This is a genomic window from Kitasatospora sp. NPDC050463 (genome assembly GCF_040655255.1).
In the GTDB taxonomy this organism is placed as follows: Bacteria; Actinomycetota; Actinomycetes; order Streptomycetales; family Streptomycetaceae; genus Kitasatospora.
This window is the reverse complement of record NZ_JBFAJO010000001.1, coordinates 134,700-159,730: the sequence shown is the minus strand read 5'-3', so window position 1 is coordinate 159,730 and position 25,031 is coordinate 134,700. Positions and strand designations below refer to the sequence as shown.

Sequence of the window (25,031 nt, the reverse complement as noted above, 5' to 3'; positions counted from 1 at the left end):
ACAGCGTGACGCCTCTCACACGGGCTTGTCGAGTACGCCTCCGAATCGTGACCTTGCGGAGGCGGTGGGGAACCGGCGAAGGCGGGCCCGGCGTCTGACCGGTGAACAGACCGCAGTGCGGCCGTGCGGCGGCAATACGCGCCGGTCGGGCGGGGTGTGGGCGGCCGGAACGGTCGCCGGTGGCGGAGACTGTACAGGTACACGGGGCGGGGCGTCGGCTTCCCGAAATCGGGTCTGCCGATGCCCCGCCGGGCGTTGAGGAGGCTGGGTTACGTGGGCGAGTCCCCCGACAGGGTGCTGCGGGACGGCGAGCGGAGGCAGGGGCGGGGCGAGGAACGGGGCGGTTCCGTCACCGATGCCGCTGCGACGACGGCGGCCGCGGAACCGGCCGGGCCGCAGGACGCCGACGCCGCTGCGCCGGACGCCGAGGCCGGCGCCGACGCGCCCGGGGGCCCTGCGGGCGCCTCGGAGGCCGGTGCCGACGCCGCCTCGGACGCCGCTCCCGGGCCGACCACTGCTTCCGCCGAGCCTGCCGCTGCGGATGCCGATGCCGATGCTGACGCCGATGCCGCCGGTGCGACGGCAGCGGCCGCAGGCGGTGCCAGGGCGGGATCCACCGTCCAGCTCCGCGTCCGGGATGTGGACACCAGGACCACCATGCTCCGCCTCCCCGTGGACAACGCGACCACTGCGCTGCGACTGCCCGAGGAACTCCGCTCCCCGGCGGACGCGGCCGTCGGGCAGGGCAATCCCGTGGTGGAGCCGTCGGCCGATGCCCCCACCGGAACGCCCGAGCGCCCGACCGGCCCCGACCCACGTCTCGCCATGCGGACGGGCGTCGCGGGCTCCGGGAAGCCCACGGCCGAGCCTGCGGCGCCTGCCGAACCCACCAAGCCTGCCGAACCCACCAAGCCTGTAGAGCCCGCCGAGCCGGCCGAGCCCGTCGAGGAGCCGAAGGGCACCGCGGGACCGAGCAGCCCCGAGCCGCCCAAGGCTCCTGGGGCGCCCAAGACTCCCGAGCCGTCGAAGGCTCCCGAGCCGTCGAAGCCGGCGCAGCCCACGGACGGGGCCGGGCAGCCCGGGCCGGCCGAGAAGCTGGAGAAGCCCCGGACCCTGCGGTCACCCGGCTCGGGCACCGTGCCCGAGCCGGTTCCCGAGCCGCACCCGGAGCCCCGGCCCGTCCCCGAACCGGAGCCGGCGCCCGAACCGGAGCCGGCGCCGGCCCCGAAACCGGCCCCGAAGCCGGCGCCCACGCCGGCTCCCGAGCCGCTCCCCACCCCCGACCCTCGGCCGCTGCCGCCCACGCCGCCGCTGCCGAGGCCCGAGCCGCTGCCCTCCCCCGAGCCGCTGCCCGCCCCCGAGCAGGCGCCCGCTCCGGAGACGACGGCCGAGGCGATGCAGGTGCTGGCGGCGCTCAACGCGCGCCCCGTCTCCCCGCTGCGCCGCGCGCTCAAGCGGATCACCATCTGGACGGTCTTCCTGGCCGTCGTCCTCGGCGCGGTGGTGGCCGCCCAGCTGCTCCGCCCGCTGCCGGACGCCCGGGTGAAGCTGACCGCCCCGGGCAGCTTCAGCTTCGGCGGCGACCCGCTCGACCTGGCCTGGCCGGCCAAGGGCCAGTCGGCCGCCGAGGTGGTCGGTGTCGGCAGCCTCGGCAGCTCCGGCCCGGAGACACCGGCCTCGATCGCCAGTGTCACCAAGGTCATGAACGCCTACCTGATCCTCCAGTCGCACCCGCTCAAGAAGGGGGAGGGCGGCCCGAAGATCACCGTCGACAAGCAGGCCGCCCAGGAGTCCGGCAACGTCGATGAGTCCAGGGTCACCCTCACCGAGGGCCAGCAGCTCACCCAGTACGAGGCGCTGGAGCTGCTGATGCTGCCGTCGGCCAACAACGTGGCCCGGCTGCTGGCCCGCTGGGACGCCGGTTCGGAGGACGCGTTCGTCAAGAAGATGAACGACACCGCCGCCAAGTTCGGCATGGCCAACACCACCTACACCGACCCGGCCGGCTTCAGCCCGGACACCAAGAGCACCGCCAAGGACCAGCTGAAGCTGGCCGAGCAGGTGATGCAGGACGCGATCTTCCGGCAGATCGTCTCGACCCCGGACACCACCTTCAACAACCAGAAGATCTCCAACACCAACACCCTGATCTCCCCGAAGAACGGCATCATCGGCGTCAAGACCGGCTCCAGCACTCCGGCCGGCGGCTGCCTGATGTGGGCCGCGTACAAGGAGATCGGTGGGGTGAAGCGACTCATCCTCGGCGTCACCCTGGGCCAGCCGGCGACCACCGCCGAGCCCAGCATCCTCAAGGTGGTCCAGAACGTCAGCGCCAAGCAGATCCAGGCCGCCCAGAACGGGCTGACCGGTCAGACCCTCGCGAAGCAGGGCGACGTCGTCGGCCGGATCGACGACGGGCTCGGCGGCACCGTCCCGGTCGTCGCCGCCAAGGAGCTCACCGCTGCCGGCTTCCCCGGCATCAGCGGGACCCTCACCCTGGACCCGGCGAAGATCGGTCACACGGCCACGGCCGGCACCCAGGTAGGCGTGCTGAGCGTGGGCGCGGGCGACAACAAGGTCGAGGTCCCGGTAGTCCTCCAGGCCGATCTGGCTCCGCCGTCCATCCTGTCCAGGCTGACCCGGATGCTCTGACCCGCACGTCCGCCCCGCGCGCGGAACCCTGAGCAACCCATCGGCGGGGGAACCGGTCACCGGTTCCCCCGCCGATGCGCGTCAGCCGGCCCGGGAGCCGGTCGCACCCTCCCCGTCCGTGCCGTTCCCGTCCTCGTCCGCCCCGCCCGCCTCCTCCCTGCTGAGCCGGGCACCGCCCCAGACGCCCGGCTCGGTACGGGAACCCAGCCAGTGCGCGACCGTCTCCTCCTCCGACACCACCCGGCCCAGCGCGATCGCCAGCGTCAGCCCGGTGAACATCACGATCAGCCAGGAGAGACCGGTGAAGACCACCCCGTACGGCCCGAACTGCGTCACGCTGTGCCCCATCGCGTGCGGCAGGTAGATCCGCGAGGCGATCGCCAGCCCCGTCACCACCGCCCCGCAGAGCAGCGCCCCCGGCAGCAGCGGCAGCCAGCGCACCCGGCCGACCAGCAGCAGGTGCTGCGTCCACCACCAGAGCGCCGTGGCGTTGAGGAAGGTCAGCGGCACCCCCAGCCAGGCGCCCAGACCGAAGCCGTCCCGTACCGGCGTCTGGAACACCAGGCAGACCAGCCACACCGCCAGCCAGACCAGCCAGCGCCAGGCCGCCACCCGCGACCCCGACTTGGGCAGCTCCCAGCAACGTTCGCAGACCCGTTGCATCGCCCGGCTCAGCGCCGTCGCCGAGACCACCGTCACCAGCGCGCCGACCGCGCCGATGGTGGTCTCCTGGTCATGGCTGGTCTGCAGCACCTGCTGCACCGACTGCTGCGCCGCGCCCTCCAGCCCCAGTTCCTTGCGCAGCGAGCGCACCAGGCCCTCCCGGATCGCGGCCGGGGTGAACACCGCCACCACGAAGAGCGCGGGCAGCGCGCTCAGGAACGCCTGGGCGGCCAGCCGGGTCGCGCAGTCCAGGAGGTTCACCCGCAGCACCTGGCCGAGCGCCCGGCCCACCAGCGGTACGTGCTCGGGCAACTCGCGCGCGAGTCGGCCCAGCTCTGCCGACCGCTCCTTCAGCCGGGCCACCCGCCCGGCCGGGTGCTCGCTCACAGGCGTCCTCCTGGGGCATCTCCCGACCGTGGACAGGTGGGCTGCCGGAGGCGCCCTGTCACCGTGTTCCATGGTCACCCGCCCGCCGGACGGCCGCATCCGGGCGGACCGCTGCCGCCGTGGCGTGGATCGGGCGCACGGCCGGGCGCTGCCGGACCGGGTAAGCCGCCGACCCGGCTCAGCCGGTGGTGCCGTCCAGCAGGGCGAGCGTCACCCCGCCGAGCGGCGTCACCCGGTCGGGCGGGCCGTACCTGGCCCGGAGAGCCTGCGCCTGTTCCGGGGGCATGGCGGTCAGCGGCTCGGCGGTGTCCCCCAGGACGAGCAGCCAGGCCCGCTGCCCCTGTCCCAGGCACGCGACCAGCTGCGGACAGGTGGTCGGGAAGAGGTCCTGCGCCTCGACGGCGCTGCGCTCGACGAAGACCGGGTACGGTCGGACGGCATCGGGCAGGTAGAAGGAGACACCCTGCTCGACCATCGCCCAGCTCTGGTCGCCGAGCGGGGTCGCCAGCCCGTCCCCGGGCCGGTACCCGGCCGTGATCAGATCGGCCGCCGCCCGGTACGGCTCGCGGGAGAGGGAGTGCGCGCCCGGGTGCCGCACGGAGGACTGCTTGGGCAGCGCGACCAGGGCGGGCACCGCGATCAGCCCGACGGCCAGCAGCGCGCCCGCGGCCCGCACCTGCCGTGGCGTCCGGCTGCGCCGCGCGGCCGCCGCGACCGTCGTGTAGACCGCCTGCACCCCGCCGCCGGCCAGCGCCGCCCAGGCCGGCACCGTGAAGAGCAGGTACCGGTCGACGAAGTACGAGGTGCTGCCGCGCGACACCAGCCAGACGCCGACCACCGGCAGCACCGCGAGCAGCAGCAGTTGGAGCGAGGGCAGCCGGCGCCCGGGCAGTACCAGCGCGAGCAGGCCCAGCAGGACGAAGGTGTGGAACACGCCGGCCGAGCCGAACAGCGGCTCCCCGAAGTGCCGCAGCTGGTAGAAGGTCGGCGTGCCGATCCAGCCCAGCTGGCGCCCGGACTGCCGGCTGCCCAGCAGCACCACCGGGAGCACCGGCAGTGCCGCGACCAGCACGGCCAGTGGGTACTGCCAGAGCAGTCGCCGCTCCACGGCTCCGCGGGTCCGCCACAGGTGCAGCAGCACCACGGCCAGCTGTCCGGCCAGCGTCGCGAACGAGATCAGATGGCCGACGCCCGCCACCGCCATCGCCATGCAGTACGGAGCCCAGCGCCGCAGCCCCGGTCGTTCCAGCGCGCGCAGCAGCAACCAGGTGGCCGCCGCGACCGCGCAGGTCACCAGGGCGTACGAGCGGGCCTCCTGCGCGTACCGCGAGACCAGCGGCACCGCGGTGAACAGCAGCCCGCCGCCGACCGCCGCCACCCGGCCGCCGAACAACCGCTGCGCGGTGAGCGCCACGAACGCGGCCGCGCCGGCCATCGCCAGCACGGAGGGCAGTCGCAGCGCGATCGCGGAATCGCCGAACACCGAGGTCCAGACGTGCATCAGCAGGTAGTACGCGCCGTTGCTGGCGTCGATGTGGCCGAGCAATCCGAGCAGATCGCCGAGCGAGCGGGTGGCCACCGTCCAGGTCGCCACCTCGTCCCGCCACAGCTCGGGCGTTCCGAGCCGGTAGCCGCCGACGCAGAGCATCGCCAGCGCCGGCCAGAGCCACACCTGTCCCAGGGCCCGGAAGGCCGGGTGCCGCCGGCCGGCTGATGTCATGGTGAAGCGCCTCGTCCTTGCGGTGATGCGTTGTTGCAGGCGTGCCGGGGCCGGCGCGGATGCCAACGCGCCACGCCGGAACGCCGGTTCGCTCCAGGCTACTGGAGCAGGATGTGACGCCCCGTCGCCGGGCACCATCGGCATCCTTCCCATGATCCCACCTACTCGTGCACCATTCGCACGCGGACTCCCCACGGCTCGCGGCCGCGCCACCGCCGGCCCCGTCCCGGTCGACGGCTCCACCCGACCCACGGCCCGACCCGGCGTGGCCACGTCCCGATCCGCTAGGCTGTCAGCGGTCGGCCGGTGCTCCTCGCACCACGCGCGCCGCCCGACCGCGAACGACCCCGCCTCAGTAGCTCAGGGGATAGAGCACGGCTCTCCTAAAGCCGGTGTCGCAGGTTCGAATCCTGCCTGGGGCACAACGAACGCGCAGCCCGCAGGCCCTCCATCCATCCGGGTGGAGGGCCTGCGGCGTTGCCGCGCACTCCACCGGGCGGCCGGGGCGCGGTTCCCGGTGCGTCGGCCGTCGTCGCGGGCTCTCGTGCGGGGGCCGCTGCGGCCCCCCGTGATCGGACCTGAGGCCGGCAAAGGCCGCGACCGCGTGAAGCCGCATCCCGCCGATGGGGGCGACCTGCTGTCCGCCCTCTGCTCGATCATGCTCCTGACGGCACGTCACGGCCGGTCGGGCCGGGTTGACCGAGGAGCGACCCCGTCCGCTCGGCCCCTGTGGAGGTCGGCGGCCGCAGCACGTCGGTGATCGCGGCCGACCCGGCGCGCGCGGGCGGCGTGGCGGGCCGCCGTGGTCGGGAGTTCCCGTGGTCGGGGGCGCACGGTCGGTCGCCCCCGACCTGGGGTGTGCTCAACCGAGGGCGTGTCGGCCGCGTGAGGTGGTGGGCGGCCGGATGGCGAGGTCGGCGAGCAGGCTCTCGGCCTTGCGGGTCGCGCGCAGCACCTCGGGGTCGAGGTCGACGACGACCAGTTCGCGCCGGTCCGGGCCGGCCTCGGCCAGGAGGCGGCCGTCGGGGGACCAGACGGCGCTGGCGCCGCAGGTCTGCCAGTTCCCGGTGGCGCCGATGTGGTTGGCCAGCACCGTGTAGACGGTGTTGTCGAGCGCGCGGGCCGGGAACCAGGTGCGCGACTCGTGGTGGCCGTGGCCCACGCTGAACAGGGCGCCGACCAGGTAGGCGTGGCAGCCGTCGAGGGCGGCCGCGCGGGCGTGCTCGGGGAAGCCGGAGTCGTAGCAGATGCCCAGGCCGAGCCGCCAGCCGTCGAGTTGAAGGGTGCAACCGGTGTCGCCGGGACGGTAGGTGTCCCGTTCGCTCTTGAAGAGGTACTGCTTGTCGTACCGGGTGACGACGGTGCCGTCCGGGCCGAAGACCAGGGCGGAGATCCGAAGTTCGCCGTCGGCGTCCCGCACGGCCGCGCCGACGACGGCGGCGGTGCCGCTCTCCCGGCAGGCGTCGGCGATCGGCCCGAGCCGGGGATCGCCGGGCTGGACGGCGTACTTGAGGGGGTCGGTCCGGATCAGCTCGGGTTCGTAGCCGGACAGGAACTTCTCGGCGAAGAGCACCAGGCGGGCCCCGGCCGAGGCGGCCTCGCGGATCAGTTCGGCGACGGTCGCGACGTTGGCGGGGATGTCCCCGGCCACGGCCTGGGCCTGGGCCGCGGCGATCCTCAGCGGTCGGTCCGGGTGGTCGGGAGAGGCGGCGGGGCGGTCGGGCGTCGAAGGAAGCGGCATGGCGGCCAGGCTAGGGGGTGCCTGGTGGACCTGAAGGGGCCGGGGCCGCGGTTTTGGCCCTCCCGGGCGTCGAGGTGCTCCGGCCGGCCCTCTCGGCGTCTCGCGTCAGTGGACCGCGTCGTCCGGGCGGTCGCCGGCCTCTTCGAAGGCCGGGTCGTACAGTGCCGCGGTGACCGGGACGACCGGGGAGGCCAGGACGCGCTGGACCCTCGGCCTGGTCCGCCAGTTGACCCGTCGGATGTCCCGGGCCAGCGCGCCGGGCCGGCGCAGTTCGACGGCGACGGTGACCGCACCCAGGACGACCCCGGCGGCCAGCCAGCCGCCCAGTACGTCGCTCGGCCAGTGGACACCGAGGGCGATCCTGGTCCAGCCGACCGTCAGCACCGTCAGCGCGGCGACCGAACAGGCGGCGATCCGTCCGCCGCGTGAGGTCCGGTGCCAGACCAGCCCGACCAGGACGGCGCAGGTGATCGCGGAGGCCATCGCGTGTCCGGAGGGGAAGGCCGGGCCGCCGGCGTGCGCGACCGGGTCGGTGAAGTGCGGCCGCGGGCGGTCGAAGGAGAGCTTCAGTGCCCACAGGAGGCCCCAGCCGACCAGGGTCTGTGCCGCTGTCCAGCAGGCCAGCACCCGTGCTCCGATCAGCCAGAGCCAGACCGCGGCCACGCCGAGCAGCGCACGCATGGTGATCGTGCCGCCGATGTCGGAGAGCATCTGCACCGAGGCGACCCAGACTCTTCGGCCCCGGGCGTCGCTGTGCATGCTGTCGATCCACCCCTGGTCCAGGCCGGCGAGCGGAGACCAGGCGGTCTGCACCAGGGTGGCCAGGGCGGCGAACAGCGCGGCACAGCCCGCCGCGAGCGCCGTGTGCCGGAGCAGATGGCGACTACGCGGGGTGAGGGAGGGCGAGCTGTTGGTCAGGTACATGGCTGACACCTTCCCAGTGCGTTGTGCTGATCGGACGCCGGGCCGATAGCGATTTGGCATCTTTTGTGCGGAGAACCTGCGTGCGCCGGGGCGCGAGCGCGGGCGGCTTCGACGTGCGGGTGGGCCGGGGGGTGCCGATCGGGCCGGGCGACTCGGGAACGCGGGCGGCTGTCGGCGGGTTCAGAAGAGTGAAGAGTGTGCAAAGAGGTGGGCCGGCGGCTCCGCGAGGGCGGGCGTGGCCCCCTTCAAGTGTCGCCCGGTGTCGGCGGTCGCTCCGGATCGGTCGCCCGGCCGACACCTGTGGTGCCGCAGTGGTCACCCTCCGTCCAGGATCGCGGTGAAATCCGGCAGGATACTGCATCGCTGGAAGAATCTGAGCGACTTGGGAATGTTGTCCGGAATCTGTTCGTTGGATCGTTACGTGTGAGCCCCTCGGGGCCCGCATTCTTGCCCTCTCGGGGGCAGGCAGGCAGAGCTCGGCAATACCAGCAAAGGGAGCAAGCATGGCCACCCGTGCCGTCGTTCGCGACAGGGCCGACCGGACTCGCGCGGCCCGCCCGACCAACCTTGAGGCCGACCGTGACCTGGTCGGCATGTACCTCGACGAGATCGCCAGGACGCCCCTGCTCGATGCCGCCGAGGAGGTCGAGCTCTCGCTGCGGATCGAGGCAGGCGTGTACGCCCGGCACCTGCTGGACGAGGCGGAGCTCCCCAAGGGCGTCAAGCGCGAGGAGCTGGAGGCGATAGCCGAGGACGCCGAGCGTGCCAAGGACGTCTTCATCCGCTCCAATCTCCGGCTCGTGGTCGCCGTCGCTCGGCGTTACCCGCGCAGCGGTCTCCCTCTGCTGGACCTCATCCAGGAGGGCAACGCCGGCCTGGTGCGTGCGGTCGAGAAGTTCGACTACGCCAAGGGCTTCAAGTTCTCCACCTATGCCACCTGGTGGATCCGGCAGGCGATCACCCGGTCCATCGCCGACCAGTCGCGCACCATCCGGCTGCCCGTCCACCTGGTCGAGGAGCTGGGCCGGATCCGGCGGGTCCAGCGCGAGAAGTCCAAGGAACTGGGCCGCGAGCCCGAGCCGGCCGAGATCGCAGCCGAGCTGGACACCACCGAGGCGCGGATCAAGGACGTGCTGGACTGGGCGCGTGACCCGGTGAGCCTCAACATGTCGGTCGACGACGAGGGCGAGACCCAGTTCGGCGACCTGGTCGAGGACACCGGGGCGACGTCCCCGGAGGACGCCGTCATGGTCATGCTCCGCCGCGAGGAGCTGGACGGCCTGATCGGGCGCCTGGACGACCGGACGGCCTCGATCATCCGGTCGCGGTACGGGATGGAGGACGGCCGCGAGCGGACGCTCACCGAGGTCGGCAAGCAGCACGGGCTGACGCGTGAGCGGATCCGCCAGATCGAGAAGCATGCGTTGGCCGAGCTGAAGCGGATCGCCGACCACGCGGGCTTCGAGGCCGCCTGACGCCTCCCGGCCGTGGGTCGATCACCACGGCGTCGCCGGTGACGGTGGTGGCGGCCACTGCCGCGGGCCCCAGTGCGGACTCTCCGCACCGGGGCCCAGGCGCGTTCCCGGGTGGACGGGCGGCACCGGGGCGGGAAGCTTCTAGGCTTGAGGAGTGGACGACGTGCGAGACGGAGGCGGGCCGGTGAGCGAGCAGCAGCCCGGGCAGGACAGTACGGATGGGCAGGACAGGGCGGACGCTGCGGAGGCCGTGACGACGGCGGGCGACGCCAAGGCAGCGAGGGGCGGTACCGAGGCGGCGGCGAAGGCCCGGCTGGTCTTCCGGGACCCGCTGGACCAGCAGTCCCGCGACGACACCGACGCGGGCTGGGGCGGGCGCCCGGGAGCGGGGGAGGGCGGTGTACGGGGACTGGACTGGTACCTGAGCCAGCGCCCGCCGCACCACGGCGACTGACGGGGACGGCGCTCAGCGCTGCTGCACGACCAGCGCGTCGCGGATTTCGGTGAGCAGGAGGACCTCCTTGGCCTCGGCGTCCGACTGAATCTCGGCGAGGCTCTTGCGCCTGGCGGCGTACCTTGTCATCGGCAAGATCAGGCAGAAGTAGACGACGGCCGCGGTGATCACGAACTGCAGGAGGGCGCTCAGCACCGAGCCCCACAGGATGAGGATGCCGGTCGTGACCTCGCCGGTCGCGCTCACCTCGCAGGGGCCCTTGAGGCAGGAGCTGTAGGACGAGAGGTCCTTGGCCCCGAAGGCGCCGACGATCGGGTTGATCACGCCCTTGACGAAGGCGTTGATGACGGCGGTGAAGGCCGCGCCGATGACGACGGCGACGGCGAGTTCGACCACATTGCCACGCAGCAGGAATTGCTTGAAGCCTTTCATGCCGCGTGAACGACGAAGTCGTTGTCCCGTTACGGGTGATCTTCGATGCTGCCTGATTGACAACCCGTCCGGCCCACCGACGCGGCGCCCGGCGGGGACAGGCCCGCCCGCGTGGGCCCGAAGGCCAGCACGGCCGCCAGCACGAGCAGGAGCAGGGCGGGCGCGGCGACCCGGTGCCGGACGGCCCGACGGAGCCGGTGGAGGCGGCCGCCGCCACGCCGGATCGGCGGGAACGAGGGCACCTCCTGCCGCGGTGGGACGGCCGGAGCGGGGAGCGGCAGCGGGAACGGCAGGGGGAGGCTCGTGGTCGACATGGGCACCGCCGGTGGTCGCAGGGGGCCGGCCCGAGAAGCGGTCCGGCTCTTCGACGCACACTCTGGGCGGCTCGCGAGTTCGGCGAAAGCCCTTTCCCCAGGCCTGTGGACAACTCGGCCCTGTGGACAACTTCGTACGCCCGTACGGGGCAATCGGCCTGCGCTCGGCTGACGGCCGCACCCGGTGGACGCCCCGCCGCGGTGCGCAGGCACCCCGAGCAGCGCCGGCCCCCAAGCGGTCAGACCGTCGCAGGTCGCCAGCCGCCGGCCGCCGCGAGCGCCGGGCCCCACCCGTGCCCGGGCAGGCGGAAGGCCCGTGGTCCGCGCGGTGGCGCGGGCCCACGGGCCTTCCGAAGTCTGGACTCAGCCGGCGGGCTTCGCCGCCGGAGCCGGGCTCGCCGCGGGGGCCGAGCCGCCCGAGGACGAGGCCGCAGACGAGGACGAGCTCGAGGAGGCCGAGCCCGAGGCCGGTGCCGAGGAACCGGTGCCCACCGAGCTGCTGGACGACGAACGGCTGTCGGTCCGGTAGAAGCCGGAACCCTTGAAGACCACACCCACGGCCGAGAAGACCTTGCGGAGTCGTCCCTGGCAGTTGGGGCACGTGGTCAGCGCCTCGTCGGTGAACTTCTGCACCGCCTCCAGGCCGTTGCCGCACTCGGTGCACTGGTACTGGTACGTGGGCACTTGTCTTCCTCCTGGCACTCTCGCCTGATGAGTGCTAACGATGGTCAATGATGCGGCATTCCGCTGGATCAGTCCAGCGACTCGAATGTGAGATGAGTCGGGGGCGCGCCGAAGTGTCCGTTCCCGCCCCGGGCCCGCACCCCGGCGGGGCACTGGCCGGACCAGCAGCCCCCCGGCACCGAGCCGAACCCGAACCCGAACCCGAACCCACCCGGCACCGCGCCCCCGCGCCTCAGCCCTTGACCGCCCCGACCAGTTGCGGCGCCGCACCCCGCTCGCCGGCGGACGCGACCACCGTGCTCGGCGTACCCGGCGCCACCAGCAGGTGCCGCAGCGCGACCAGCGCGACCAGGCCCAGTCCGGCACCGGCCATCGGCACCAGGAACCCGGCCGAGGGCCCGTGCCCGTCGATCAGCCGCCCGGCCACCGTGGACCCGGCCGCCAGGCCCAGCCCGATGGCACCGGTCAGCCAGGTGAAGGCCTCGGTCTTGGCGCCGGCCGCGACCAGCGTCTCGACCAGGGTGTAGCCGGTGATCAGCGTCGGCGCGATGGCCAGACCGCAGACCAGCCCGGCGACGGACAGCGCGACCAGGTTGGGCATCGCCCAGAGCGTCGAGCAGCCCAGGACCAGCAGCGCGTAGCTGGCGAGCATCCGGTGCCGGGCGGCTCGCCGCCAGGCGACCATGCCGTACAGCACGCCGGCCAGCATCGAGCCGCCGGCGAAGATCCCGTACACGGTGCCGCTGGCCCCGGGCTGGCCGACCGACTCGGTGAAGGCGGTCACCGAGACCTGCATCGCGCCGAAGACGGTGCCGACGCCCAGGAACGCGCCGGCCAGCAGCCGGACGCCGGGGGAGGCGAGCGCGGAGACGCGGCGGACGCCGGGCTGGTGCGGGTGCCTGGCCGGGGCGGTGCGCCGCTGGGCGGCGAAGGCGAGCCCGCCGGCCACGGTCAGCGCGGCCTCGGCGATCAGCCCGGCGGAGGGGTTGAGCGAGGTGGCGATGACGCCGGCGAGAACCGGGCCGATCACGAAGGTGAACTCGTCCGTCACCGACTCGAAGGCGAACGCGGTGTTCAGCTTCGCGGCTGAGACGGCGGGAGCCTCCGTGCTCTCCGTGGTGAGCTTGGCGACCCAGCGGGAGCGGACCATCGCGCCGACCTGCGGCACGCTGGCGCCGGCCGGGGCGGCGGCGAGGAAGAGGGACCAGACCGGGGCGTGGCCCAGGGCCAGTGCGATCAGCGCGCCGACCGAGACCGCGTGCACGATCACGCTCGGGACGAGTACGGCGGCCTGGCCGTAGCGGTCGGCCAGCCGGCCGGTCTGCGGCCCGACGAAGGCCTGGGCGACGGCCGAGACCGCCGCGACGCTGCCGGCCGTGCCGTACGAGCCGTGGGTGTCCAGGACCAGCAGGACGATGCCCAGGCTGAGCATCGCGTACGGGAGCCGCGCGGCGAAGGCGGGGGCGAGGAACGTCCAGGCCCCGGGGGTGCGCAGCAGTGCGCCGTATCCGACGCGGGCGGGTGCGCCCCGGTCGGTGGCGGCCTCGGTGCCCGGCCCGGTGTCGGGGTGGGTGGCCGTGGCCAGGGCAGCGCGGGTGTCCGCGGTGTTGTCGACCGTTCGGCGGGCCGTCACGGTCGGTCCTTCCTGCTGCCTGGTAGCGCGGAAGGGGCATGGGGTGGCCCCGACGGCGCCGAGAGTCGTCCTCTCGCGCGTCGACCGGGGTAGTTACCGGGCCGGCTCGGCGTGGTTGCCGAGATCAGGGCCGCGGCCGCCGAGCGGTCGCGCCAACTCTGCTTCAGACAGATGCTGGGGTGTCTCAATCGTCATGCGTATACGCGCGTAGATGGCGCGCTTTCTCCACAATACAGAGGACATCCCCATCTGTCCCGCCGATGGCGGGTGAACCTGGGTGAAGCGCCCGTGGTCACCTGCCGTACAGCCAGCCTGCGAGCTTGCCGCCCTTGTCCACGGCCCGCAGCCGCCGCTCTGCGGCCTCGCTCACCTCGTCCGTCGTGACGACCAGCAGCTCGTCCCCGCCGCGCAGCACGGTGGCCTTGTCCGGGACGAAGCTGCTCCCGTCCCGGACCACCAGGGTCACCGCCGCGCCGGCGGGCAGCCGCAGTTCGCCGATCTCCACGCCGGACATCCTGGAGGTCGGCGACAGGGCCACCGACAGCAGGTGCCCGTGCAGCTTCTCCAGGGGGGCGGACTCGATGCCGAGGTCCTGGCCCATCGAGCCCTCGGAGACCCTCAGCCACTTGGCGACCCAGGGCAGGGTCGGGCCCTGGAGCAGGGTGAAGACCACGACCAGGATGAAGACGATGTTGAAGACGTCCTGGGCCATCGGCGCGTTCGACACCATCGGGATGGTGGCCAGCACGATCGGCACCGCCCCGCGCAGCCCGGCCCAGCTGAGCAGTGCCTGTTCGCGGCCGGGAAGCTTGAAGGGCGTGAGCGTGAGCACCACCGACAGCGGTCTGGCCAGGAAGACCAGCACGGCGCCGATCACCAGCGCGGGCACCACGGCCGAGCCCATGGTCTCAGGCGTGCAGAGCAGGCCGAGCAGCACGAACATGCCGATCTGCCCGATCCAGGCCAGGCCGTCGGCGAAGCCGCGGACCGCCGGGCCGTGCGGCAGTTTGGCGTTCCCCAGGATGACCGCGCTGATGTAGACGGCGAGGAAGCCGGAGCCGTGCAGCAGCGCGCCGCCGGCGTAGGCGAGCACGGTGAGCGCGAGGACGGCGATCGGGTAGAGGCCGGAGGACGGCAGTGCGACGTGCTTGATCCCGAACGCGCCGAGCCTGCCGACCGTGTAGCCGACCGCCGCGCCGATCGCCAGCTCCGCGATGATCGTGCCGATCAGGACGTACCAGGAGTCCAGCTCGCCGGTGGTGGCGAAGGCGACGACCAGGATGACCACGGGTGCGTCGTTGAAGCCGGACTCGGCCTCCAGCAGTCCGGTCAGCCGGTGCGGCAGCGGCACCATCCGCAGGACGGAGAAGACGGCAGCCGCATCGGTCGAGGAGACGATCGCCCCGAGCAGCATGGAGGTCCGCCAGTCCAGGCCGACCAGCCAGTGCGCGCCGGCGGCGGTCACGAAGACGCTTATCCCGACGCCGACCGTGGCGAGCACGGTGGCCGCCGGCATCACGGGTCTGACCTCGCGCCAGCTCGTCTTGAGGCCGCCCTCGGCCAGGATGACGACCAGTGCGGCGTAGCCGATCACCTGGGTCAGCGCGGCGTTGTTGAAGGCGAAGCCGAGGCCGTTCTGGCCGAGTGCGACGCCGATGCCGAGGTAGATCAACAGGCTGGGCAGCCCGGACCGGGTCGAGAAGCGCACGGCGACCACCGCGACCAGCAGGATCACGGAGAACTCGAGGAGCAGCTGGTTCAGGTGGTCGACATTCACGCAGGGGCACCTCGGGCAGGCTGGGGGCGGGCGGGGTGTCTGGCGGCGGTGAGGCCGGAGGGAGCCGACCGGCCAGGGAGATTGCTCCCCTAGCGGATCGTTACTCAGTCTAACATTTTGCCATATCTTTAGTTTCGCTGCTCACATGGGCCCCTCCCTACCCTTCGCTGACCTCGTCCGATCCCACCGTGAGCGTCCCCCGTGCACGCCCGCCAGGCGAGTCGGCCTAATGTGGTGCCCTGTCATGGCCGAGTGCCCTGGACATGCCCGCCCGCCCCCCAGTCGAGGACCGCAAGGACCCAGATGCCCCGCTCGAAGAAGTTCCGGCGCGCCCGTCTGATCGTGATCGTGCTGGTCGTGCTGCTGGTGGCCGGCGCCGGCTACGGCGGCTACCGGGGGGTGGCCGCGGTCCGCGCGTCCTTCCCGGAGGTCGACGGCAGCGTCAAGGTGGCGGGCCTGAGCGCGCCGGTCGACGTGAAGCGGGATGCCAACGGCATCCCCCAGCTCTACGCGGACACCTCGGAGGACCTCTTCCGCGCCCAGGGATACGTCCAGGCCCAGGACCGGTTCTGGGAGATGGACGTCCGACGGCACATCACCGCGGGCCGGCTCTCCGAGATGTTCGGCGACAGCCAGGTCGAGACCGACTCCTTCATCCGCACCATGGGCTGGCGTGACGTGGCGCAGAAGGAGTTCGACTCCCAGCTGTCGCCCGAGACCAAGAAGTACCTGCAGGCCTACGCCGAGGGCGTCAACGCCTGGCTGGGCGAGCACCCCGGCGGCGCGAGCGCCTCGCTGGAGTACGCGCTGCTCGGGGTCGCGAACGGCGACTACAAGCCCGAGCAGTGGACCCCGGTCGACTCGGTGTCCTGGCTGAAGGCGATGGCCTGGAACCTCTCCGGGAACCTCCAGGAGGAGATCGACCGCTCGCTGCTCGCCCAGGACTTCAGCCCGGAGAAGATCGCCGAGCTGTACCCGGAGTACCCGTACGCGCGCAACGGCACGATCGTGAAGACCGGCACCGTGGCCGGCGAGACCTACCGCCCGGCGGACGGCTCCGCGCCGCCGGCGGGCGCCGCCGGCGGCACCGGCGCGGCCACCGCCCAGGGCGCGGCCGCGACCAAGGCGATGCTCAAGGACGTCACCGACCGGATCGACGCGATGCCGCAGCTGCTCGGCCGACAGGGCCAGGGCATCGGCTCCAACTCCTGGGTGGTCGCCGGCACGCACACCACCACCGGCAAGCCGCTGCTGGCCAACGACCCGCACCTCGGCCCCGGTCTGCCCTCCGTCTGGTACCAGATGGGCCTGCACTGCCGGACCGTCTCGGCCGCCTGCCAGTACGACGTCTCGGGCTTCACCTTCGCCGGCATGCCGGGCGTGATGATCGGCCACAACAAGGACATCGCCTGGGGCTTCACCAACCTCGGCGCCGACGTCACCGACCTCTACCTGGAGAAGGTCACCGGCCCGGACACCTACCTGGTGGACGGCAAGGAGGTGAAGTTCAACCTGCGCAAGGAGACCATCAAGGTGGCCGGCGGCGAGGACCGCACCATCACCGTCCGCACCACGCAGACCGGCGCGCCGCTGATCTCCGACCAGAGCACCGAGCAGCAGAACGTCGGCAAGTACGCCCCGAACGGCACCTCCGCCCCGGACCGCTCGACCACCGGCTACGGCGTCGCCCTGCAGTGGACGGCGCTCGACCCGGGCAAGACCATGGACGCGGTCTTCACGCTGGACCGCGCCAAGGGCTGGGACGACTTCCGGGCCGCCGCCAAGGACTTCGCCGTCCCCGCCCAGAACCTGATCTACGCCGACGCCAAGAACATCGGCTACCAGGCCCCCGGCACCATCCCGGTGCGCGGCAAGGGCGGCGACGGCAGCTACCCGGCCCCCGGCTGGGACTCGGCCTACCAGTGGAAGGGCTCCATCCCCTTCACCGCCCTGCCGTACAGCTTCAACCCGGCCGTCGGCTACATCGTCACCGCCAACCAGGCCGTGGTCGACCCGTCGTACAAGTACCTGCTGACCAAGGACTGGGAGTACGGCACCCGGGCCAAGGAGATCACCGAGCAGATCGACGCCAAGCTCAAGAACAACGGCAAGATCTCGCCGGACGACATGCAGGGGATGCAGCTCGACAACACCAGCGTCCTCGCCAGGACCCTGGTCCCGTTGCTGCTCAAGGTGCAGATCGACGACCCGTACGTCCGCGAGGCGCAGGACCTGCTGAAGGACTGGAACTACCACCAGGACGCCGACTCGGCAGCGGCCGCCTACTACAACGGCGTCTGGCGCCAGGTGCTCAGCCTCTCCTTCGGCCAGAAGTTCCCGGCCGATCTGCGCGCGGAGGACAACTGCCTGCTGGTCCGCCGGCAGACCGATCCGACCAAGCCGGACAGCAGCACCCAGATCGTCACCGAGTGCGGCACCCGTGACCCGGGCAAGGCCCAGCCGGACGGCGGCGACCGCTGGACCGAGGTGGTGCGCCAGCAGCTGGAGAAGCCCGACAGCGGCTGGTGGACGTACATCGACTCGCAGCACCACGAGCAGAAGGGCCTCGACAACCTGCTCGCCGAGGCAATGAAGAATGCCCGTCAGGACCTCACCGCGCTGCTCAGCAAGGACGTCTCCACCTGGAGCTGGGGCCGTCTGCACAAGCTGACGCTGCGCGAACAGACCATGGGCAGCGACGACTCCTCGCTCGCCTCCGGCGCCGTCCAGCGGCTGCTCAACCGCGGCCCGTACCGCCTCTCCGGCGGCTCGGGGGCGGTCGACGCGGCGGGCTGGAACGCGGCGGCCGGCTACGAGGTGGACTGGATCCCGTCGATGCGGATGGTCGTCGACCTGAGCGACTTCGACGCGTCGCGCTGGATCAACGTCGGCGGCGCCTCCGGTCACGCGTTCCACCCCAACTACAACGACCAGACCGACCTGTGGCTCAAGGGCAAGCTGCTGACCTGGTCCTATTCGCCCGACGCGGTCGAGAAGTCGGCCAAGAACAAGCTGGTGCTGACCACCGGCTGACCGGGCCCGGTCCGTACGGCGGCCCCGCTCCCCGGATTCCGGGGCGCGGGGCCGCCGCCGTCACGGCGGGCCGTGCTCACCGCGGTGGCCGGCCCAGCCGGTGCAGCCCGGACGGGGTGAGGGCGACGTCCACCGGCAGGTCGTGCGGCTCGGCCGGCACGCTCTCCAGCAGCTCGTGCTCGTAGAGCAGCACCGCCAGCAGCGGGCGCGCCCCGGCCCGTCCGAGCCGGGCCAGCACCCGGTCGTACGAGCCGCCGCCGCGGCCCAGCCGCAGTCCGCGCCGGTCCACCGCCAGGCCGGGCAGCAGGACCAGCGACGCCGTCGTCACGGCCTCCGGTCCGAGTCGCCCGCCGACCGGCTCCAGCAGCCCGCGCCCGGCCGGTGCCAGCGCCTGCGGCCCCTGGTACGCGGCCCAGTCCAGGTCGTTGTCGGCCAGCAGGACCGGCAGCAGGACCCGGACGCCGCGTGCCAGCAGGGCGTCCAGCAGCGGGCGAGTGCCCGGCTCGGCGCCGACCGACACGTACGCGGCCACCGTGGCGCCCGGCGCGGCCAGCTCCCCGGCGTGCCCGGCCAGCGCGTGCGCCGCCTGCTCCCGCTCCTGCGCCGCCAGCGCACGCCGTTCGGCCAGCAGCCGTGTCCTCAGCGCGCTCTTCTCGTTGTGCATGGGATCCTCCACAGCTCTGTGCCCGTGACGCCCAGAGCCTGACATGCGGAAGGCGCCCCGATGTCGACCCCGCTACTGGTCCAGGCCCTGGCCGCGCTGAGCGCACCCGCGCTGGCCGGTGCCGCCGTGCTCGGGCTCCGACTGCGCCGGGCCGACGGCGCCGCCGCCGACCGCGAGGCTCGGCTGCGAGAGCAGGTCGGCGAGCTGGAGGCCCGCTGCGCCGAGCTGGAGCGCACCGCCTCCTGCGACCCGGTCACCGGGGTCTGGAACTACCGCCACCTGCAGCTCACCCTGGACCGGGAGATCGAGCGCGCCCGCCGTGCCGAGCAGGCCGACCAGCAGGAGGGCCCCCACCCACTGGCCGTCCTGCTGCTGGACATCACCGGCTTCGACGCGGTCATCGCCGAGCACGGCCGGGCCCGGGCCAACGCGATACTGCGCGACCTCGCCCAGCGGCTCGGCATGGAGATCCGCCGCTCCGACACCCTCGGGCGGTACAGCGGCGAGGAGTTCCTGGTGGTGCTGCCGGACACCGGCGCCGAGGGCGCGGCCCACGTCGCCGAACGGCTGGTCTGGTCGGTCCGCCGCCACCTGCTGCTGGACTGGTCCTCCGGCCCGCGCGAGGGCCGCCGTGCGAACGGCAACGGACTGACCGCCGCCGCGGGCCTCGCCGTGCTGCCCACCGACGGCACCCACGCCGCCGTCCTGCTCCGGGCCGCCGACCGGGCCCTGACCGAGGCCCGCGCGGCCGGCGGGGACTGCTGGCGCGCAGCCGCCTCCTCCCGGCCACTCGACGGCTCCGATGCCGAGCGTGACCGTTCGGAAAAGCCGGGTAGTCTGTCGCCCTGTGCCGGGGAGGACCCCCTCACCTCACCCGGCATTTCCCCTTTGCCTGCCACCATGGCCGGGCCCAGCGACGTGCTGTCATAGCCGGTCAACCGCGCTCGGCCGGGCGAAAACATGCCTTAGTAAGGTAAACGCATGACGACGATCAGCTCCCGAATTCCGGTTACCAAGGCCGTGGTCCCCGCGGCCGGACTGGGCACGCGCTTCCTCCCGGCCACCAAGGCCACTCCGAAGGAGATGCTGCCCGTTGTCGACAAGCCGGCGATCCAGTACGTCGTCGAGGAGGCGGCCTCCGCCGGGCTGTCCGACATACTGATGGTCACCGGCCGTAACAAGCGCGCTCTCGAGGACCACTTCGACCGCGCCTACGAGCTGGAGGAGCTGCTCGCCCGCAAGGGGGACCAGGACCGGCTGCGCCGGGTGCGCGAGTCCGTCGAGCTGGCCAACATGCACTACGTCCGCCAGGGCGACCCGAAGGGCCTCGGCCACGCCGTCTCGGTCGCCGAGCAGCACGTCGCCGGCCAGCCCTTCGCCGTTCTCCTCGGTGACGACCTGATCGACCCGCGCGACCCGCTGCTCGCCCGCATGATCGAGGTCCAGCAGGAGCTCGGCGGCTCGGTCGTCGCGCTGATGGAGGTCGACCCCGCCCAGATCCACCTGTACGGCTGCGCGGCCGTCAAGGCCAACGGCTTCGGCGAGGACGTCTTCCAGGTGACCGACCTGGTCGAGAAGCCCGAGACCGCCGACGCCCCGTCGAACTACGCCGTCATCGGCCGCTACGTGCTCGACCCCTCGGTCTTCGACGTGCTGCGCGAGACCCCGCCCGGCCGCGGCGGCGAGATCCAGCTCACCGACGCCCTGCGCGAGCTGACCACCCGCGACGCGGAGAGCGGCGGCCAGGTGCACGGCGTGCTCTTCAAGGGCCGCCGCTACGACACGGGTGACCGCGCGGACTACCTGCGCGCTATCGTCCGACTGGCCTCCGAGCGCGAGGACCTGGGCCCGGAGTTCCGTTCCTGGCTCCGTGAGTTCGTCGCCTCCGAGCTGCAGGACTGACCACCGACAGAGAGCGAGAGCGCCGATGACCGGGTCCACGGAGAGCAGCCCCACCCCCGCCGCAGCCTGCTGCGACGGATCCGCGGACCCGGCACCGGCCGCTCGCCCGGCGCGCCTGTGGAGCGTCGACGAGCACCTCGCCGACGTGCTGGCAGCCGTCGGCCCGCTGCCCGCGATCGAGCTCCAGCTGCTCGACGCCCAGGGCTGCCGGCTCGACGAGGACGTGTTCGCCGACGGCGACCTGCCGCCCTTCGACAACAGCTCGATGGACGGCTACGCCGTCCGCACCGCCGACACCACCGGGGCCACCGCCGAGTACCCCTCGGTGCTCTCGGTGGTCGGTGACATCGCCGCCGGCGCCGCCGAACTGCCCAGGGTCGGCCCCGGCCAGGCCGCCCGGATCATGACCGGCGCCCCCGTGCCGCCCGGCGCCCAGGCCGTCGCGCCGGTCGAGTGGACCGACGGCGGCAGCGGTACCGGCCTGGCCGCCGACGCGATGGACGCCGCGGTCGAGGACGAGGAGGTCCGGGTGCTGCGCCCGGTCGCCGAGGGCGCCCACGTCCGCCGCCGCGGCAGCGACGTCACCGCCGGCGACCGGGTCCTGGAGGCCGGCACCCGGCTCGGCCCGACCCAGCTCGGCCTGCTCGCCGCGATCGGTCGGGCCACCGTGAAGGTCCGCCCCCGTCCGCGCGTGGTGGTGCTCTCCACCGGCAGCGAGCTGGTCCAGCCCGGCGAGCCGGTCGGCCCCGGGCAGATCGCCGACTCCAACAGCTTCACCCTCACCGCCGCCGCCCTGGACGCCGGTGCCATCGCCTACCGCGTCGGCGGGGTGCCGGACGACGCGGCGCGGCTGCGTGCCGTCCTGGAGGACCAGCTCGGCCGCGCCGACCTGATCGTCACCAGCGGCGGCGTCAGCGTCGGCGCGTACGACGTGGTCAAGGAGGTCTTCGAGTCCTACGGCGGAGCCGCCACCGTCGACTTCCGCCGGCTGCGGATGCAGCCCGGCAAGCCGCAGGGCTTCGGCCGGATCGGCGCCGGGGCCGGCGTCCCGCTGCTGGCACTGCCCGGCAACCCGGTCAGCGCCTACATCTCCTTCGAGCTCTTCGTCCGCCCGGTGATCCGCACCATGCTCGGCGCCGCCGACGTCCACCGCCCGGTGGTCCGGGCGCTCTGCCCGGTGGCGCTGCGTTCACCCGCCGGGCGCCGGCAGTTCCTGCGCGGCCGGTACACGGCGGCCGACGGCGTGGCGGAGCCGGTCGGTGGCGCGGGCTCGCACCTGGTCGGCGCGCTGGCCAGGGCGGACTGCCTGATCACCGTGCCGGAGGACGTCACCGAACTCCCCGCCGGCAGCGAGGTGGACGTCGTCCTGCTGGGCGGCTGAGCGGCGCCGGCGACCGGCCGTCTCGCTCCCTGACACGGCCCGTCCCACGCCCTGGCCGGAGCGAGGAGTACGGTAGCGCGGTATTCGATCTGCGCGCCCCCTGGAGCCACCCGTGACCACCTCACCCCCCGGCGACCGCCTCACCCATGTCGACGACCAGGGCGCGGCCCGGATGGTCGACGTCTCCGAGAAGGCCACCACCGCGCGCACCGCGGTCGCGGCCGGCCGGGTCCGGGTCGCCCCCCGGGTGGTCGAGCTGCTGCGGGGCGAGGGCGTGCCGAAGGGCGACGCCCTCGCCGTCGCCAGGATCGCCGGGATCATGGGGGCCAAGAAGACCCCGGACCTGATCCCGCTCTGCCACCCGATCGCGGTCTCCGGGGTGAAGGTCGAGCTCGCCGTCACCGACGACGCGGTCGAGATCACGGCCACCGTGAAGACCGCCGACCGTACCGGTGTCGAGATGGAGGCGCTCACCGCCGTCGCGGTGGCCGGCCTCACCGTGATCGACATGGTCAAGGCCGTCGACAAGGGCGCCACCATCGAGTCCGTCCGGGTGCTCAGCAAGACCGGTGGCAAGAGCGGCGACTGGTTCGCTGCGGGGAGCCCGGCATGAGGGCGCCGGTCATGAGGGCGCTGGCCGTCACCGTCTCCAACCGGGCCTCGGCCGGTGTCTACCCGGACCGCGGCGGCCCGCTGCTGGTGGCCGGCCTGAGCGCGATGGGTTTCACGGTCGACGGCCCCCGGGTGGTGCCGGACGGCGAACCGGTCGAGGCGGCCCTGCGCGAGGCCGTCGCGGCCGGCTACGACGTGGTGCTCACCACCGGCGGCACCGGCATCTCCCCGATGGACCTCACGCCCGAGATGACCGCCCGGGTGATCGACCGGCAGGTCCCCGGCATCGCCGAGGCCATCAGGGCGTACGGCCGCGAGAAGGTCCCGACCTCCGCGCTCTCCCGCGGGCTGGCCGGCCTCGCCGGACGTACCCTGATCGTCAACCTGCCGGGCTCGACCGGCGGCGTCAAGGACGGCCTGGCCGTCCTGGAGCCGCTGCTCGCGCACGCCGTCGACCAGCTCGGCGGCGGGGACCACCCCCGGCCCGACGCACCTGCTTCCGGGAGAGCGCACTGAACGCCGGCTGGCCGGTAGAACTCCACGAGGGGGACGTCGCGCTGCGCCCGATCCGGGGCCGCGACCAGCGGGAGTGGCAGGAGGTCAGCCGCCGCAACCGGGACTGGCTGCGGCGCTGGGAGGCCACCGTGCCGCCCGGCCCGGCCGGCCGCGGCGCCGGCCCGCGCCCGACCTACCGGCAGATGGTCCGCTTCCTGCGCAGCGAGGCCTCGGCCGGGCGGATGCTGCCCTTCGTCGTGCTGCACCAGGGCAAGCTGGTCGGCCAGCTGACCGTCGGCGGGATCACCTGGGGCTCGATGTGTTCGGCCAACGTCGGCTACTGGATCGACGAGGCGGTGGCCGGCCGGGGCATCATGCCGGCGGCCGTGGCGCTGTCGGTGGACCACTGTTTCGCCACCCTGGGCCTGCACCGGATCGAGGTCTGCATCCGGCCGGAGAACGGGCCGAGCCGCCGGGTGGTGGAAAAGCTCGGCTTCCGCTCGGAGGGAATGCGGCCGCGCTATCTGCACATCGACGGCGACTGGCGCGACCACCTCGTGTACGCCCTGACCGCCGAAGAGGTTCCCGAGGGGATGCTGAAGCGCTGGCGGACGCTCAGTTCCGCCCGGCGTCCGCATAATTGAATATATGTTCGAAAGAAATATCGATATGGCATCGGCCCGGCGACGGACGGGCACAAATACCGGCAAAATAGTCGGAGAATCAGCTTGATCACACGACACGCCGTGCCAAATTGCTGCCAGGCCTTCCCCGGCGCCCGTACGGTGTGAAACGTGAGCAGTAGCGGCCTTATCTACGCCGTCATCGTAGGGGCCTGGGCCGCCTATCTGGTGCCGATGTGGCTCCGCAGGCAGGACGAGCTCAACGAGGCGCGCCCGACGGAACGCTTCAGCACCGCCATCCGCCTGCTGGCCGGGCGTTCGGCGCTGGAGCGGCGGGCGTCCCGGGCCCTGGGCGACGAACCGCGTGACGACGAGCAGAGCAACGACGACGGCCCTCCCGTACGGGACGAGGCCGCCTCGGGCGACCCCGAGGGTGAGGCTGACGGCGAGGCCGCGGCGGAGCCGCAGCCGGCACCGGAGCCGCGGTCGGAGCGGCAGCAGGAGGTGGAGGCGGAGCCCGACCGGCCCGCCGTCCGTGCCCCGGAGCGTCCGGCCGGGGTGCGGGGCGGGATCGAGCCCCGGGCGCGGCTGCTGGCCCGGCGGCGCCGGATGGTCACCGTCCTCTTCCTGGCCTTCGCCCTCGGCGCGGTCGCGGCGGCGGTGTCCGGCCTGGCCTTCCTCTGGGTCCCGGCCGTGCCGGCGACCCTCCTCACCCTCTACATCGGCCACCTGCGCAAGCTGGAGCGCCTGCGGTACGAGGTGAAGATCGACCGCGCCCGGGCCGCCCAGGCCGCCGAGCGGCTGCGCCAGCGCGAGCAGCGGCGGGCCGAGGCCCGCCCGGCCGAGGAGGCGCCGCCGCAGGCCCCCGCCGCCGCGGAGCCGGTCGGCCGCGGCCGACCGCACCTGCGACTCGCCACCGACCGCGACCGGGCTCCGGCGCCGGCCCGCCCGGGGTCCGCCTCGGCGCTGGCGGAGGCGACCGAGCACGAGGAGTGGGTCGACGGCATGCGCGAGCGCGGTGCGGCCGGCCCGGACTCCTGGGAGCCCGTCCCCGTCCCGCTGCCGACCTATGTCACGGCTCCGGTGGCGCCCCGCGTCAGCCGGGGTCTCGACCTGTCGGCCCCCGGCACCTGGACCGCCGGGCGCCCGGCAGAGGCCAGGATGGGGGAGGCCCGCCCGGGGGAGGCGCGCAACACCCCGCTCTTCGACCAGGACGCCGAGCCCTCCGCCGCCGCCGAGTCCCGCCCGCGCGCCGCCAACGAGTGACCGGCCGGGGCGCTGCGGCGTCCCCGGCCGGCCGGTGCTCCCGGGGTGGTCACGAGCCCCCTCGGAAAGGTGCTAAAGTTTCTTCTCGTTGGGGCTGTGGCGCAGTCCGGTAGCGCACCTCGTTCGCATCGAGGGGGTCAGGGGTTCGAATCCCCTCAGCTCCACCCAACAGGAAGTCCCGCCCGATCGATCAGATCGG

At 73.1% G+C, this 25,031-nt stretch carries 21 protein-coding genes and 2 tRNA genes; 13 read left to right on the top strand and 10 right to left on the bottom strand.

Features of this window, described 5'->3' with window-relative positions; genetic code table 11:
* The first annotated feature begins 273 nt into the window (after positions 1-273).
* The gene (locus tag AB0J08_RS00675; protein ID WP_360624538.1) at positions 274-2,652 is read left to right on the top strand and encodes a D-alanyl-D-alanine carboxypeptidase; all 2,379 of its coding nucleotides are present in this window, start codon (positions 274-276) and stop codon (positions 2,650-2,652) included.
* A gap of 81 nt (positions 2,653-2,733) precedes the next feature.
* Here AB0J08_RS00675 and AB0J08_RS00670 read toward each other — a convergent pair whose 3' ends face one another.
* Positions 2,734-3,702 (bottom strand): YhjD/YihY/BrkB family envelope integrity protein, encoded by a 969-nt coding sequence (locus AB0J08_RS00670; protein WP_360624535.1) that lies wholly within the window; start codon positions 3,700-3,702, stop codon positions 2,734-2,736.
* Between the two features lie 178 nt (positions 3,703-3,880).
* On the bottom strand, positions 3,881-5,422 hold the full coding sequence (locus AB0J08_RS00665) for a glycosyltransferase family 39 protein (RefSeq protein WP_360624532.1): 1,542 nt from the start codon (positions 5,420-5,422) through the stop codon (positions 3,881-3,883).
* Positions 5,423-5,771: 349 nt separating this feature from the next.
* Here AB0J08_RS00665 and AB0J08_RS00660 point away from each other — a divergent pair.
* A tRNA-Arg gene (locus AB0J08_RS00660) sits at positions 5,772-5,844 on the top strand.
* Between the two features lie 440 nt (positions 5,845-6,284).
* Here the strand turns inward: AB0J08_RS00660 and AB0J08_RS00655 are convergent.
* The gene (locus tag AB0J08_RS00655; RefSeq protein WP_360624529.1) at positions 6,285-7,163 is read right to left on the bottom strand and encodes a carbon-nitrogen hydrolase family protein; all 879 of its coding nucleotides are present in this window, start codon (positions 7,161-7,163) and stop codon (positions 6,285-6,287) included.
* 105 nt (positions 7,164-7,268) lie between these two features.
* On the bottom strand, positions 7,269-8,087 hold the full coding sequence (locus tag AB0J08_RS00650; RefSeq protein ID WP_360624525.1) for a phosphatase PAP2 family protein: 819 nt from the start codon (positions 8,085-8,087) through the stop codon (positions 7,269-7,271).
* A gap of 503 nt (positions 8,088-8,590) precedes the next feature.
* Between AB0J08_RS00650 and AB0J08_RS00645 the strand changes: the two genes are divergently transcribed.
* Positions 8,591-9,562: a sigma-70 family RNA polymerase sigma factor gene (locus tag AB0J08_RS00645; RefSeq protein WP_360624522.1), complete on the top strand. Its 972-nt coding sequence runs from the start codon at positions 8,591-8,593 to the stop codon at positions 9,560-9,562.
* Between the two features lie 184 nt (positions 9,563-9,746).
* Positions 9,747-10,016, top strand: coding sequence for a hypothetical protein (locus tag AB0J08_RS00640; protein ID WP_360624519.1), 270 nt, complete (start codon positions 9,747-9,749; stop codon positions 10,014-10,016).
* A gap of 12 nt (positions 10,017-10,028) precedes the next feature.
* Here AB0J08_RS00640 and mscL read toward each other — a convergent pair whose 3' ends face one another.
* The 5 genes from mscL to AB0J08_RS00615 all read right to left on the bottom strand — a co-directional run bounded on the left by mscL (position 10,029) and on the right by AB0J08_RS00615 (position 14,856).
* A complete protein-coding gene (gene mscL, locus AB0J08_RS00635; RefSeq protein ID WP_360624516.1) occupies positions 10,029-10,448 on the bottom strand; it encodes a large conductance mechanosensitive channel protein MscL in 420 nt (139 codons plus the stop codon).
* A gap of 29 nt (positions 10,449-10,477) precedes the next feature.
* Positions 10,478-10,762, bottom strand: coding sequence for a hypothetical protein (locus AB0J08_RS00630; protein ID WP_360624513.1), 285 nt, complete (start codon positions 10,760-10,762; stop codon positions 10,478-10,480).
* A gap of 363 nt (positions 10,763-11,125) precedes the next feature.
* Complete coding sequence (locus AB0J08_RS00625; protein ID WP_360624510.1) at positions 11,126-11,446, bottom strand: FmdB family zinc ribbon protein; 321 nt, start codon at positions 11,444-11,446, stop codon at positions 11,126-11,128.
* Between the two features lie 232 nt (positions 11,447-11,678).
* A complete protein-coding gene (locus AB0J08_RS00620) occupies positions 11,679-12,944 on the bottom strand; it encodes an MFS transporter (protein WP_360625146.1) in 1,266 nt (421 codons plus the stop codon).
* A 427-nt stretch (positions 12,945-13,371) separates the two neighbouring features.
* On the bottom strand, positions 13,372-14,856 hold the full coding sequence (locus AB0J08_RS00615) for a potassium/proton antiporter (protein ID WP_360624507.1): 1,485 nt from the start codon (positions 14,854-14,856) through the stop codon (positions 13,372-13,374).
* 303 nt (positions 14,857-15,159) lie between these two features.
* Between AB0J08_RS00615 and AB0J08_RS00610 the strand changes: the two genes are divergently transcribed.
* A complete protein-coding gene (locus AB0J08_RS00610) occupies positions 15,160-17,889 on the top strand; it encodes a penicillin acylase family protein (protein ID WP_360624504.1) in 2,730 nt (909 codons plus the stop codon).
* 76 nt (positions 17,890-17,965) lie between these two features.
* Here AB0J08_RS00610 and AB0J08_RS00605 read toward each other — a convergent pair whose 3' ends face one another.
* A complete protein-coding gene (locus tag AB0J08_RS00605; protein ID WP_360624501.1) occupies positions 17,966-18,553 on the bottom strand; it encodes a 5-formyltetrahydrofolate cyclo-ligase in 588 nt (195 codons plus the stop codon).
* 60 nt (positions 18,554-18,613) lie between these two features.
* Here AB0J08_RS00605 and AB0J08_RS00600 point away from each other — a divergent pair, with 60 nt between their 5' ends.
* The 8 genes from AB0J08_RS00600 to AB0J08_RS00565 all read left to right on the top strand — a co-directional run bounded on the left by AB0J08_RS00600 (position 18,614) and on the right by AB0J08_RS00565 (position 24,996).
* Positions 18,614-19,483 carry a GGDEF domain-containing protein gene (locus AB0J08_RS00600; protein ID WP_360624498.1) on the top strand — a complete coding sequence of 290 codons (870 nt, stop codon included), beginning with the start codon at positions 18,614-18,616 and terminating at the stop codon, positions 19,481-19,483.
* Positions 19,484-19,534: 51 nt separating this feature from the next.
* Complete coding sequence (gene galU, locus AB0J08_RS00595) at positions 19,535-20,455, top strand: UTP--glucose-1-phosphate uridylyltransferase GalU (RefSeq protein ID WP_360624495.1); 921 nt, start codon at positions 19,535-19,537, stop codon at positions 20,453-20,455.
* A gap of 25 nt (positions 20,456-20,480) precedes the next feature.
* Positions 20,481-21,836, top strand: a complete 1,356-nt coding sequence (glp, locus tag AB0J08_RS00590) for a gephyrin-like molybdotransferase Glp (RefSeq protein ID WP_360624492.1) — start codon at positions 20,481-20,483, stop codon at positions 21,834-21,836.
* Positions 21,837-21,948: 112 nt separating this feature from the next.
* On the top strand, positions 21,949-22,449 hold the full coding sequence (gene moaC, locus AB0J08_RS00585; protein ID WP_360624488.1) for a cyclic pyranopterin monophosphate synthase MoaC: 501 nt from the start codon (positions 21,949-21,951) through the stop codon (positions 22,447-22,449).
* A complete protein-coding gene (locus AB0J08_RS00580) occupies positions 22,446-22,964 on the top strand; it encodes a MogA/MoaB family molybdenum cofactor biosynthesis protein (protein ID WP_360624485.1) in 519 nt (172 codons plus the stop codon). The genes moaC and AB0J08_RS00580 overlap by 4 nt, the downstream gene beginning before the upstream one ends.
* Positions 22,961-23,587, top strand: a complete 627-nt coding sequence (locus AB0J08_RS00575) for a GNAT family protein (protein ID WP_360625143.1) — start codon at positions 22,961-22,963, stop codon at positions 23,585-23,587. Before AB0J08_RS00580 ends, AB0J08_RS00575 begins: the two co-directional genes overlap by 4 nt.
* 150 nt (positions 23,588-23,737) lie before the next feature.
* Positions 23,738-24,832, top strand: coding sequence for a gephyrin-like molybdotransferase receptor GlpR (glpR, locus tag AB0J08_RS00570; protein WP_360624481.1), 1,095 nt, complete (start codon positions 23,738-23,740; stop codon positions 24,830-24,832).
* A gap of 90 nt (positions 24,833-24,922) precedes the next feature.
* Positions 24,923-24,996 (top strand) — tRNA-Ala (locus AB0J08_RS00565).
* The last annotated feature ends 35 nt before the right edge of the window (positions 24,997-25,031 follow it).

Coding starts and splice junctions, on each gene's coding strand:
- AB0J08_RS00600 (WP_360624498.1), top strand. CDS start 18,614: ATGTCGACCCCGCTACTGGTCCAGGCCCTGGCCGCGCTGAGCGCACCC.
- AB0J08_RS00630 (WP_360624513.1), bottom strand. CDS start 10,762: ATGTCGACCACGAGCCTCCCCCTGCCGTTCCCGCTGCCGCTCCCCGCT.
- AB0J08_RS00645 (WP_360624522.1), top strand. CDS start 8,591: ATGGCCACCCGTGCCGTCGTTCGCGACAGGGCCGACCGGACTCGCGCG.
- AB0J08_RS00665 (WP_360624532.1), bottom strand. CDS start 5,422: ATGACATCAGCCGGCCGGCGGCACCCGGCCTTCCGGGCCCTGGGACAG.
- mscL (WP_360624516.1), bottom strand. CDS start 10,448: ATGAAAGGCTTCAAGCAATTCCTGCTGCGTGGCAATGTGGTCGAACTC.
- AB0J08_RS00580 (WP_360624485.1), top strand. CDS start 22,446: ATGAGGGCGCCGGTCATGAGGGCGCTGGCCGTCACCGTCTCCAACCGG.
- AB0J08_RS00610 (WP_360624504.1), top strand. CDS start 15,160: ATGCCCCGCTCGAAGAAGTTCCGGCGCGCCCGTCTGATCGTGATCGTG.
- AB0J08_RS00655 (WP_360624529.1), bottom strand. CDS start 7,163: ATGCCGCTTCCTTCGACGCCCGACCGCCCCGCCGCCTCTCCCGACCAC.
- glp (WP_360624492.1), top strand. CDS start 20,481: ATGACCGGGTCCACGGAGAGCAGCCCCACCCCCGCCGCAGCCTGCTGC.
- galU (WP_360624495.1), top strand. CDS start 19,535: ATGACGACGATCAGCTCCCGAATTCCGGTTACCAAGGCCGTGGTCCCC.
- AB0J08_RS00605 (WP_360624501.1), bottom strand. CDS start 18,553: ATGCACAACGAGAAGAGCGCGCTGAGGACACGGCTGCTGGCCGAACGG.
- AB0J08_RS00650 (WP_360624525.1), bottom strand. CDS start 8,087: ATGTACCTGACCAACAGCTCGCCCTCCCTCACCCCGCGTAGTCGCCAT.